The organism is Marinobacter sp., from assembly GCF_034669625.1.
GTDB lineage: Bacteria > Pseudomonadota > Gammaproteobacteria > Pseudomonadales > Oleiphilaceae > Marinobacter.
On record NZ_JAXMOY010000001.1, the window covers coordinates 18,504 to 30,546 of the forward strand.

A 12,043-nucleotide genomic window follows, 5' to 3' on the forward strand; every position below is an offset into this window, starting at 1 on the left:
CCTTTTCGATTACTTGTCGAAGTGAATAACGCTGCGGATGCTCTTGCCTTCGTGCATCAGATCAAACGCTTCGTTAATGGCTTCCAGGCCCATGGTGTGAGTGATGAAATCATTCAGTTTGAACTCACCCTGCATGTAACGATCAACAATGCCCGGCAGCTCGGAACGGCCCTTCACACCGCCAAACGCAGTACCTTTCCAGACCCGACCCGTCACCAGCTGGAATGGGCGGGTGGAGATTTCCTGGCCGGCACCGGCCACACCGATGATGACCGACTCGCCCCAACCTTTGTGACAACATTCCAGAGCCGAACGCATCACATCCACGTTTCCAATGCACTCGAAGGAGTAGTCGACACCGCCGTCGGTCAGTTCAACGATCACTTCCTGAATCGGTTTGTCGTAATCTTTCGGGTTGATGCAATCGGTCGCGCCCAACTGACGCGCCAGGTCAAACTTGCTCTCGTTGATGTCGATGGCAATGATTCGGCTTGCTTTTGCCATGGTGGCACCAATCACCGCTGACAAGCCGATGCCGCCCATACCGAAGATAGCTACAGTGGCGCCCTCTTCTACCTTGGCGGTGTTCATCACGGCACCCATGCCGGTGGTCACGCCGCAGCCCAGCAGACAGACTTCTTCCAGTGGCGCTTCTTTGTTGACCTTCGCCAAGGCAATCTCAGGCAAGACGGTGTACTCAGAAAACGTCGAGCAACCCATGTAATGGTAAATAGGCTCGCCGTTCAGGGAGAAACGCGTTGTGCCGTCTGGCATCAGGCCTTTGCCCTGGGTTTCACGGATTTTCTGACACAAGTTTGTTTTACCCGAGGTGCAGAATTTGCACTCGCCACACTCAGGGGTATACAGCGGAATCACGTGGTCACCCACCGCTACACTGGTTACGCCTTCGCCAATGGATTCAACAATACCGCCACCTTCATGGCCCAGGATCGTCGGAAAGATGCCTTCTGGGTCTTCACCCGACAGAGTAAACGCATCGGTGTGACAGACACCGCTGGCCATCACACGAATACGAACCTCGCCAGCCTGCGGCGGCATGACATCCACTTCCTCAATAGACAGAGGTTGCTTCGGGCCCCAGGCAATGGCTGCTTTGGATTTAATGGTTTGAGTCATGTGGCTCTCCAAGTTTAGTCGGGCTTCGGCAGAGATGTCTGCCACGTTGATGGGATCATTGTATTGTTATTCATAAAATTGATAATCCATCATTACGTCAATTCACTTTTACCACACAGTAACAATAGAGGTAACAAGGTGAACGCTGTACCTTGTATCTAAACCCACTCAAACCGTTACGCAAGGATCCATACATGTTTATCTGGGAGGGCGTAAGTGAATTTGTCGCGGTCGCCGAAGCCGAGAGCTTTACGGCGGCGGCGAAAAGGCTGGGCATATCCACCGCGCAAGTGAGTCGTCAGGTCAGCGCGTTGGAATCCCGACTTTCCACCAAGTTGCTCTACCGCACTACACGCAAGGTGTCGGTCACCGAAGCCGGGCAGACCTATTATCAATATTGCCGACAGGTACTCGATGGGTTGGAAGAGGCCGAACGCGCGATGACCAATCTGCAACTTATCCCTAAGGGCAAATTACGGCTAACCGCGCCGGTTACCTATGGTGAGAAAGTTATTGGGCCCTTGATAAACGACTTTGTGCTCCGTTATCCGGAACTGGATGTGCAACTGAATCTGACGAATCAGAAGCTGGACCTGGTGGGTGGCGGCTATGATCTCGCGATTCGTCTGGGGAAACTGGAAGACTCCACCATGATGGCCAAACGCTTGTCATCGCGGACCTTGTACGTGTGTGCCTCGCCCGATTACCTGTCCACCTACGGTGTACCGCACTCGTTATCGGAACTGGAGCGACACAACTGCCTGCAAGGGAACCTGGATTACTGGCGGTTTCAGGATCGAGGCAAATCTCACAGCGTCCGAATCAAAGGCAATATGAAGTGCGACAGCGGCTGGACATTGCTGGACGCCGCTCTGAAAGGCATAGGGATCGTGCAGCTGCCGGACTACTACGTTCAACCATCACTGGCCTGTGGAAAACTTATGAGTTTGCTGGAACATTATCAAGAAGCGGATGATGGTATCTGGGCCGTTTATCCACACAACCGACACTTATCCCCAAAAGTCCGGATGCTTCTGGATTTCCTGGACGAGTCGTTGAGTTAAAAGCAAGTGAGGCTTTCGCGCACTCACTTGCCAATACAGAACGAGCTGAAGATCTTGCCCAGCAACTCATCCGGGGTCAGATGCCCGGTAATTTCACCCAACGAATCCTGGGCGGCTTTCAGATCTTCGGCCAACAGCTCCCCTGCTCCGTAGCCTTGCAACTGGGACTGACCTTGAATCAACGAATCCCGGGCACGTTCCAGTGCATCCAGATGCCGGCGCCGAGCCAAAAATCCGCCTTCGGTGGTACTGGCAAAACCAATACAGGCTTTCAAATGGTCACGAAGAATATCCAGACCTTCGGCTTCTTTGGCAGCCAAACGCACGACGGGCGCAGCTTGCGCCGATTCGTCGCGGATACCGACTGGTTCACCGGACAAATCCACTTTGTTTCGGATCACGGTGACCGGTGCATTCTTCGGCAGTTGATCGATAAAATCCGGCCAGATTTCATGGGGCTCGGTTTTGTCCGTGGTGGTGGCATCGACCATCAGCAAGATGCGGTCGGCCTGTCGGATTTCATCCCAGGCACGGGCAATACCAATCTGCTCGACTTCGTCCGGGCTGTCGCGGAGTCCCGCGGTGTCGATGATGTGCAGCGGCATACCGTCAATGTGGATATGTTCCCTGAGAACATCCCGGGTGGTACCTTCAATTGCCGTCACAATAGCCGCTTCACGACCAGCCAAGGCATTGAGCAAACTGGATTTTCCGGCATTCGGCCTACCCGCAATTACCACCTTCATGCCATCCCGGAGAATGGTGCCTTGCTGGGCTTCCGACAAGATCTTTTCCACACGTTGTAACAGGCTGTTCAAATCGCTGGCGACTTTACCATCGGCAAGGAAATCGATTTCTTCTTCCGGGAAATCAATGGCCGCTTCAACGTAGATACGCAGGTGAGTAACGGCATCAACCAAATCATCGATCTGCCGGGAAAATACCCCCTGCATGGAACGCACGGCGCAGCGGGCGGCCTGCTCAGAGCTGCTTTCAATCAGGTCGGCAATGGCCTCGGCTTGAGTGAGATCCAGCTTGTCGTTCAAAAACGCCCGTTCGGAGAATTCGCCGGGGCGAGCCAACCGTGCGCCCAGGTTGCAGACTTCACGCAATAACAGGTCAAGAATAACCGTGCCGCCGTGGCCTTGCAGTTCAAACACATCTTCGCCGGTAAACGAATTCGGGTTCGGAAAGTACAGACCAATTCCCTCATCGATCAGCTCACCCTGAGTATCCAGAAAAGGGCCGAAATGCGCGTACCGTGGCTTGGGGTCGAAGCCTAGCATGGCCCGGGCAATGGCGGAGGCTTTCGGACCGGAGACCCGGACAATCCCTACCCCGGCTTGGCCTGGAGCGGTGGCAATAGCGGCGATAGTGTCGGTAGCTGGCTGCATAGTTTCTGTCCTGACTAGAACTAACAAAGGCTCCACAGGGGAGCCTTTGTCGGGTCAGAAATACTAAACGATCAGTATTTCTTGCCTGCGGTTTCCGCTTCAATCTTGCGGGTAATGTACCACTGCTGCGAGATCGAAAGAATGTTGTTCACCAGCCAGTACAGTACCAGACCGGCCGGGAACCATAGGAAGAACACGGTGAAGATCAGAGGCATCAGCTTCATGATCTTCGCCTGCATGGGATCAGGCGGTGTCGGGTTCAGACTCATCTGGATGAACATACTGGCGCCCATCAAGATCGGCAGGATGAAGTACGGGTCCATCTGGGACAAATCCTGAATCCACAGCATGAACGGCGCATGGCGCAACTGAACACTTTCGAACAGTACCCAGTACAGCGAGATAAACACCGGCATCTGTACCAGAATAGGCAAGCAGCCACCAAGCGGATTGATTTTCTCCCGCTTGTACAGCGCCATCATTTCCTGGGACATGCGCTGGCGATCGTCACCGTAAAGCTCTTTTAAACGAGTCAATTGCGGTCCGACAGCGCGCATTTTTGCCATTGAGCGATAACTGGTCGCGGACAAGTGGAAGAACACCGCTTTAACCAGAACCGTCAGCAGGATAATGGCTACACCCCAGTTACCCACTAGGCCATAGAACCATTCCAGAATGATAAACAGTGGCAGTGAGATAAAGAACAACCACCCGAAATCAACGGTACGGTCCAGATTCGGGGCCAGAGCTTCCAGTCGATCGATGATCTTCGGGCCAACGTAGGCGGTTGCGCCCACTTCCGTTGTTTCGCCAGCAGCAACCGTTGTTGCCGGGTAAACAAAGCCCATGACATGCAATTGACCACGTTGTGTTGTCTGGAATTGCGCTGGTGTTTCAGAATCGGGTACCCAAGCGGTAATGAAATAGTGCTGCAGGAATGCCAGCCAACCGTTGGTGACTGATTGGTTAATACGAGATTCTTTGAGATCGTCGAAGTCGTATTTTTCATACGGATCTTCTGGCGTGCTCATCACCATGCCCAAGTACGCTTTGATACCCATACTGGCTTGCGCGGTGGGGTCAGGAGCTTGGTCCCGAACAATTTTCCCCGTGAAATTACCCTGCCACGCACTGTCGGACTGGTTGTCGATCAGATAACGAACACCAATTTCGTAGCTATCGCGTTGGAACTGGTAGCGTTTGGTGATTTTAACGCCTGCATCGGTGGTGAATGCCAGGTCGAGATTCAGTTCATCACTACCTTCTGCAAGAACAAACTCGTTAGCTGAGGCCTCGAAGACTGGGGGCTGAGCGGCACTGCGGCCATCGGGTCCGTCTCGACCAATCAAACCACTTTCCAGGAAATAGGTGCGGTTATTGGTATTGGAAAGGAGCTTTAAGGGTTGCTCACTGTTTAACGATTCGTCGAATTCAAGCAGGGAGCTTTCGACGATGTTACCGCCAATGCGATCAACTTTCAGGTTATAAACATCGGTCTTCACTGAAATGTAACGGTTACCGATGTTTTTGTCGGTTGCGGTATTAACCGATGCAACACCACCCGTTTCGGGTGTGGAAAACTCTTCTTCGCCGTTACTGGAAGATCCACTCTCAGGTAACACCATACTGTCCGCAGACTGGGTGCCGTTGGAAATAGATTCTGTCTGAACCACCTGCTCGGTTTGTGGCTGGTGATAATCTTCGTTCCAGGCTAGCACCATCAGATAACTGACAATCGCGAGGCCGGCAAACAAAACGATGCGTTGAATATCCATAAACTTAGTGTCTGGTCTGAGTAGTGGATTGGAACGGTTCAGTTGGACTAGCTGTCACTTGAGGGTGTTTATCCTTGTTTGATTCAGTGCCTGGCACTGGATCATAACCGGCATCCCCCCACGGATGACATCTCAACAAACGTGCACCAGCCAAGTAACTGCCTTTGAATGCTCCGTGATGTTGAATAGCCTCGACGGCGTATTGTGAACAGGTAGGAGTGTGTCGGCAATGGTTAGCCATCATGGGACTGATAGCGTACTGGTAGAATCGTATAGGTAACAGCAGAAGTTGACGCATTACTCGTTGCCTTGAGCGCTAGCATCCGACTGGGCAATGGCAACCTGGCGATACTTTTTCTTCACCCTGCGCCAAATGTCGTTCAGTGATGAACGAACATCGGGGTTTTCAAGCTTATTTAGCCCTTGCCTGCCTAAAACAATAATATCGAGGCTGGGTAAATCTTGCTGCAGTCTGAATGTTTCTCTGACTTGGCGCTTTATTCGGTTTCTTTGAACCGCATGGCGCAAGTTTTTCTTTGAGAAAATCAGACCGACCCTGGCGTGACCGAGGTTATTCGGGGCAGCCAGGATCAGAAAATTCCTATGCGGAACCTTCAGCTGCACGTCATCAAAGACTTTGCCGTAATCAGCTGGCTTCAGAAGCCTAACGGATTTGGGAAACGTCAAAGCCTTCATGAGGCAGAAATCAGCTTACGCAGACAGACGTGCGCGGCCTTTGGCACGACGACGGGAGATCACCTTACGGCCGTTAGCAGTCGCCATACGGGCACGGAAGCCGTGAACACGCTTGCGTTTCAGGACGCTCGGTTGGAATGTTCTTTTCATGATGATGTTCTCACAAATCGTAAATTGAAATTTGTAACTGGCTGCAAAATAGACAGCTGAAACAGGAGCGGCATTCTAGTCAAATCTGAGGGGAAGATCAATCGAAGACTGTCGTGCTGATCAAGTTTTCTGTGTGGGTAGATACCGCAACGATGAATAATAAATGTATTAGGTTCTTTTAAATTTCTTTTAAAGATTAATTATTACTGTTATTACGCACCCTGTTTTCTGTGGAAAAGCCAAAAAAATCCTTTAATGACAGTTTGTTATCGCAATGATAAGGGTTGTGACATCTGTGCCTAAGCCCTGTGTGTAAGATCAAGACGGATTGTGAACAAGTGTCGTTTTGGATTTCGGACCGAGTTATGCCTCGATCGGTGCAGAGCTTTCACACAGGGCTCTACCCCGGCTGTGCACAAGGTTCTGTGCATAACTATTTTTTAAGTCAATTCTGTACACAAGCTTGTAGATATGTCTGTAAGAGCTTGAAAGCATAGTTTAATTGTTTCCACAGGGTGTTCATTACCTAGATGAGCGCTCTTTTACTGAAGGGCCGGGCGGGGTAGAATTCGTGGTCATCTTGAATAACGGGCGTAAGTTTTCCCCGTTGAGAGCATAGTCGGGTAGTTGGGAGCAGACGGTCTTGCCTAATAGTATGTGGCATCAATGTCTTGAAGTACTTCGGGATGAATTTCCCGCACAACAGTTTAATACCTGGTTACGACCTCTCCAGTCCGATCACCGTGACGGGTTGTTGATGCTGTTTGCTCCAAACCGTTTTGTGATGGATTGGGTCAACGAGAAATACCTCCGGCGTATAGAAGAAGTATTGAAAGATTTGAACGGGGGACAGGCGCCCCGGGTTCAGATGAAAGTGGGCTCGGCGCCCAAGCCGGACGATACGGTGGCTCGATCGGTTCCTGAAGTGGACGAAACGGGGCATGCCGTCACCGAAGAAGAAAAGAGTGTTGCGGCCACGGCGGTTCAACGCACCGCCGAACCCAGTGAACCTGTGAATGCTCCTGCGCCGGCGCCTGCTCCGTCGTCATCGGCTAACCAACGCCGATCGGTGCAGGTAGAAGGTGATATCAAACACCAGAGCTTCCTTAATGAAACGTTTACCTTCGATACCTTTGTTGAAGGTAAATCGAACCAGTTAGCCCGTGCCGCATCCATGCAGGTTGCCGAAAATCCGGGGGGCGCATACAACCCGCTGTTTCTTTACGGTGGCGTTGGTTTGGGTAAAACCCACCTTATGCATGCGATCGGCAATGAAATTGTGCGCCGTAATCCGAAAGCCAAGGTCGCCTATCTGCGTTCGGAACGGTTTGTGGCGGATATGGTCAAGGCGCTGCAGTTGAACGCCATTAACGAATTCAAGCGTTATTACCGTTCTGTGGATGCGTTGTTGATTGACGATATTCAGTTTTTCGCCCGCAAAGAGCGTTCGCAAGAAGAGTTTTTCCACACCTTTAACGCGTTGCTGGAAGGCGGGCAACAGGTGATCGTCACCTGTGACCGTTTCCCGAAAGAAATTGTGGATATGGAAGAGCGCCTGAAATCCCGATTCGGTTGGGGATTGACGGTCATGGTCGAGCCGCCCGAGTTGGAAACCCGGGTAGCGATTCTGATGAAAAAGGCCGATCAGGCGAACGTAAAACTGAGTAGCGAAGCCGCCTTTTTTATTGCGCAGAAAATACGTTCAAACGTCCGAGAGCTAGAAGGTGCGCTTCGTTTGGTGATAGCGAATGCTCACTTCACGGGTTCCGAGATCACTCCGCCGTTTATCAGGGAGAGTTTGAAAGATCTGCTTGCTCTGCACGAAAAGCAGGTCAGCATGGATAACATCCAAAGAACGGTTGCTGAGTATTACAAGATTAAAGTGTCTGATCTGTTGTCCAAGCGGCGTACCCGTACAGTCACCCGTCCGCGGCAAGTGGCGATGTTGCTCTCTAAAGAATTGACCAACCATAGCTTGCCCGAAATCGGGGATGCCTTCGGGGGGCGCGACCACACAACCGTTCTGCACGCGTGCAAGAAAATCCGAGAACTGCAGGAAACCGACCCGGGTATCCGGGAGGACTACCAAAACTTTATGAGATTACTGACCACCTGATGCGAAGGGTGGCAAGTTAATAACATTCACTTCCGATAACTGAAGCCGAGTGCCATGAAACTGACAATCAGCCGTGAATCCCTGCTTACTCCGCTGCAAAGCATTGCTGGCGTTGTGGAAAAGAAACAAACCATGCCGGTTCTGTCGAACGTGTTGTTGGAAGCCGAAGACAATACCTTGACGCTCACCGGTACCAACATGGAAGTCGAGCTGGTTGGCCGGGTAACGCCGGTGCACGTAGACCAGCCCGGCAGGATTACGGTTCCTGCGCGTAAGCTGTCTGACATCTGCCGTGCCTTGGGTGATGAAGCGCCGATTGAGCTGGCACAGGAAGGTGACCGGTTGCACGTTCGTGCCGGTAACTCTCATTTTACGTTGTCGACCTTGCCGGCCGAGCATTTTCCGAATGTCGAAGACGAGCCTGAAAGCTTCCGTCTGGAACTTCCTCAGAAAGAATTGGGTCGTATGCTGGACGCCACGGCGTTCGCGATGGCGCAGCAGGACGTACGTTACTACCTCAATGGTTTGTTGCTGGAAGTCGATGCCGGCCACGTACGCACCGTTGCGACCGACGGTCACCGACTGGCGCTGGCGCACTTTGATATGGACACCGGTTGTCCGGAACCGCGTCAGGTGATCGTGCCGCGTAAAGGTATTCTGGAATTGGCGCGTTTGCTGGATGACGATGAGTCTCCGGTGACCTTGGTGATTGGCGACAATCATCTGCGGGCTACCGTGGGGTCTTATACCTTCACCTCCAAATTGATCGAAGGTAAATTCCCGGACTATAACCGTGTTATCCCGCGCGGCGGCGATAAAATTGTACTGGCAGACCGGGCCACGCTGAAAAACACCTTACAGCGAGCCGGTATTCTTTCGCACGAAAACATCCGCGGTGTGCGCCTGAATCTCAAACCCGGCGAGCTGGAAGTCTTCGCCAACAACCCCGATCAGGAACAGGCCGAAGATGCACTGCCTGTTGAGTATCAGGGCGAATCCCTTCAGATCGGTTTTAATGTAGGCTACTTGATCGATGTGATGAATGCGCTCAGCGATGCTCAGGTAAAGGTGACCTTATCCAATCCAAACAGCAGCGCATTGATCGAAGCCGAAAATGATAACGGTTGCATGTACGTGGTCATGCCGATGCGTTTGTAATTGTTGCGGGAGGAGTTGATGGGACCTGTAGTGAATGGAATCAAGGGGGCGTTCAGAATTGGCCAAACCCTGAGTGTGCTTGGTCGTACTGGCCTGAATTGGGTGCGGGGGGATCGCCCCCCTACCCCGAAGCTGTTACGCCAGACCTTCGAAAATCTGGGTTCGACCTACATTAAACTCGGACAGTTCATTGCCAGTTCACCGACTTTCTTCCCAAAAGAGTATGTCGAGGAATTTCAGTTTTGCCTCGACAGCACGCCGAACCTGCCGTTCAGTGTGATCAAAAAGATTATCCGGGATGAGTTGGGGCGCCCGATCAATGAGGTTTACTCGGAAATTGATCCGGTTGCTCTGGCCTCCGCGTCCATTGCTCAGGTGCACGCCGCCAAGCTGGTCACTGGCGAAGACGTTGTGATCAAGGTTCAGAAGCCGGGTGTGGAAAACATTCTGCTAACCGACCTGAACTTCCTGTACCTCTCCGCGCGTATTCTGGAAACTTTGGCGCCCAAGTTATCTTGGACATCTTTATCTGGCATCGTTGATGAAATCCAGAAAACCATGATGGAAGAATGTGATTTCATCAAGGAAGCCGATAACTTGAAGGTGTTCCGGGAGTTTCTCGAAAGCACCGGCAATGAAGAGGCAACGGTGCCTCAGGTGTATCCACATTGCAGCAGCCGTCGTATCTTGACGATGGAGCGATTCTACGGCGTGCCGTTAACGGATCTCGACAGCATTCGAGCGTACGCAAAAGATCCGGAGCGCACGTTGATCACCGCTATGAACACCTGGTTCTCCAGTCTGACCCAGTGTGAATTTTTCCACGCGGATGTCCACGCGGGGAATCTGATGGTGTTGAAAGATGGCCGTGTCGGTTTTATCGACTTCGGAATCGTGGGGCGAATCAAACCCGATACCTGGCAGGCTGTAAGCGATTTCATCTCGGCGATTATGGTGGGTAATTTCGAGGGTATGGCTGACGCCATGATCCGTATCGGGATCACCCGTCGTGCGGTGAAAGTCCAGGATTTGGCCGCGGACCTCCAGCGTTTGTATAAACAAATGGACCGAATGGTGCCCGATGAAAGTGCGTACCAGATGGACCAGGCGGAAGACGACGTTAACCATATTTTGATGGATATGGTGAAAGTGGGTGAAAGTCACGGTCTGCACTTTCCTCGCGAGTTTGCGCTATTGCTCAAACAGTTCCTCTATTTCGACCGCTATGTGCACATCATGGCGCCTGAAATGGATGTGTTCATGGATGACCGGCTAACCATGCTGCATTAACGAGCGAAGTGGCAAAGCTTCTTGTACACTAAGGCAATGCTGATCATCAGCATTGCCTTTTGTTTTTAAGGCTCCAAGTTCTCCATCTGATATTGAGATTCCCTCCTCTATGGCGCTAGTGAAACTCCAGACTCAGTGGTTTCGTAACCTGGAGCCTGAACCGATTCGATTCTCACCTTCTTTCAATCTTTTGTACGGTGCTAATGGCAGCGGAAAATCCAGTGTGCTTGAAGCCATTGGTTACCTCGGGCTTGGCCGCTCGTTTCGTATCTCCCGTCATCAAGCTGTGGTTTCCCATGGCCAGAATAAGTTAACCGTTTTCGGCGCCTTGGATGCCGGGCTCGATGAACAGGCGGGTGGCAACGACAACACCGAATCGGTGGAGCATCGTGTCGGTATCTCTCGAGATATTACGGCGAAAGAAACCTCGTTGCGGGTGAACGGAGAGGCGGTTCGCAGCTTATCGTCGTTGGCGAAACGGTTACCAGTTTCCGTTATCGACCCTGGTGTATTTGATATTGTCGCGGGTGGCCCGGGCAAACGTCGGCAATTTCTGGATTGGTTAGTGTTCCACGTGGAACCTTCGTTTTCGTCTTTGTGGCAACAATGTCAGAGAGTGACATCACAGCGGAATCAAACGCTCAGAAATGGTAGAATCGATGAGTCGTTGATGAGGGTATGGGATAATCAGTTTGCAGCGCTTGCTGAAACTCTCAGCGACACCAGAGCCGCGGTTTTTCATCAGTTTAAACGTGCCTTCGATGAGGTGCTGAAAGAACTGGATGCCGGATGGACGGATGGCCTGAAGCTCGAGTTTTATCCGGGCTGGGACCGGACCCATTCTCTGGTTGAGGTATTGAAGAATCATAGAGAACAAGAGCGCCGAATGGGGCATACGCTTTATGGCCCCAACCGAGCTGATATACGTTTAAAGCTGGGCGGTCGTCCAGTAGCGGAGACGTTCTCGCGCGGACAGCAAAAGACCTTGGTGATCCTTATGAAGATTGCTCAAGGCAAGGTTTTAAGTGATTTGGGTAAGCAGGTCACTTTTTTACTGGATGATATTAATGCCGAGCTCGATGTCCGTCACCGGATTATGCTGGCCCGGAAACTCCAGGATTTACGTTGCCAGGTGTTTATAACGTCCATCGAACACCCGGAACCGGACGTGCTTTGGACGGATGGACAGGCACCAGAATACAGAATGTTCCACGTGGAACATGGAAAATTGACGGAAGAATAAACTGGGTAAGGTTGCAGCAG

At 51.8% G+C, this 12,043-nt stretch carries 11 protein-coding genes; 5 read left to right on the plus strand and 6 right to left on the minus strand.

Features of this window, described 5'->3' with window-relative positions; genetic code table 11:
* Nucleotides 1-9: 9 nt before the first annotated feature.
* Nucleotides 10-1,137, minus strand: coding sequence for an S-(hydroxymethyl)glutathione dehydrogenase/class III alcohol dehydrogenase (locus VOI14_RS00085; protein ID WP_323749981.1), 1,128 nt, complete (start codon nt 1,135-1,137; stop codon nt 10-12).
* 194 nt (nt 1,138-1,331) lie between these two features.
* Between VOI14_RS00085 and VOI14_RS00090 the strand changes: the two genes are divergently transcribed.
* Complete coding sequence (locus VOI14_RS00090; protein ID WP_323749982.1) at nt 1,332-2,201, plus strand: LysR substrate-binding domain-containing protein; 870 nt, start codon at nt 1,332-1,334, stop codon at nt 2,199-2,201.
* A 23-nt stretch (nt 2,202-2,224) separates the two neighbouring features.
* On the opposite strand, the gene mnmE is transcribed toward VOI14_RS00090, so the two are convergent.
* From mnmE to rpmH, 5 genes are all read right to left on the minus strand, one after another.
* Complete coding sequence (gene mnmE, locus VOI14_RS00095) at nt 2,225-3,595, minus strand: tRNA uridine-5-carboxymethylaminomethyl(34) synthesis GTPase MnmE (protein WP_323749983.1); 1,371 nt, start codon at nt 3,593-3,595, stop codon at nt 2,225-2,227.
* Nucleotides 3,596-3,666: 71 nt separating this feature from the next.
* Nucleotides 3,667-5,370 (minus strand): membrane protein insertase YidC, encoded by a 1,704-nt coding sequence (yidC, locus tag VOI14_RS00100; RefSeq protein WP_323749984.1) that lies wholly within the window; start codon nt 5,368-5,370, stop codon nt 3,667-3,669.
* A gap of 4 nt (nt 5,371-5,374) precedes the next feature.
* Nucleotides 5,375-5,668: a membrane protein insertion efficiency factor YidD gene (gene yidD / locus VOI14_RS00105; RefSeq protein WP_323749985.1), complete on the minus strand. Its 294-nt coding sequence runs from the start codon at nt 5,666-5,668 to the stop codon at nt 5,375-5,377.
* Nucleotides 5,668-6,066, minus strand: coding sequence for a ribonuclease P protein component (rnpA, locus tag VOI14_RS00110; RefSeq protein WP_223134608.1), 399 nt, complete (start codon nt 6,064-6,066; stop codon nt 5,668-5,670). Before rnpA ends, yidD begins: the two co-directional genes overlap by 1 nt.
* Before the next feature lie 15 nt (nt 6,067-6,081).
* Nucleotides 6,082-6,216, minus strand: a complete 135-nt coding sequence (gene rpmH / locus VOI14_RS00115; RefSeq protein ID WP_008172542.1) for a 50S ribosomal protein L34 — start codon at nt 6,214-6,216, stop codon at nt 6,082-6,084.
* Between the two features lie 655 nt (nt 6,217-6,871).
* Between rpmH and dnaA the strand changes: the two genes are divergently transcribed.
* The 4 genes from dnaA (at nt 6,872) to recF (ending at nt 12,023) form a co-directional block, all read left to right on the plus strand.
* Nucleotides 6,872-8,332, plus strand: coding sequence for a chromosomal replication initiator protein DnaA (dnaA, locus tag VOI14_RS00120; RefSeq protein WP_416361315.1), 1,461 nt, complete (start codon nt 6,872-6,874; stop codon nt 8,330-8,332).
* 54 nt (nt 8,333-8,386) lie between these two features.
* Nucleotides 8,387-9,490: a DNA polymerase III subunit beta gene (gene dnaN, locus VOI14_RS00125; RefSeq protein ID WP_323749987.1), complete on the plus strand. Its 1,104-nt coding sequence runs from the start codon at nt 8,387-8,389 to the stop codon at nt 9,488-9,490.
* An 18-nt stretch (nt 9,491-9,508) separates the two neighbouring features.
* Entirely contained in the window at nt 9,509-10,780 is a 1,272-nt protein-coding gene (locus tag VOI14_RS00130; protein ID WP_323749988.1) for an AarF/ABC1/UbiB kinase family protein, read from the plus strand.
* Nucleotides 10,781-10,889: 109 nt separating this feature from the next.
* A complete protein-coding gene (recF, locus tag VOI14_RS00135; RefSeq protein WP_323749989.1) occupies nt 10,890-12,023 on the plus strand; it encodes a DNA replication/repair protein RecF in 1,134 nt (377 codons plus the stop codon).
* The last annotated feature ends 20 nt before the right edge of the window (nt 12,024-12,043 follow it).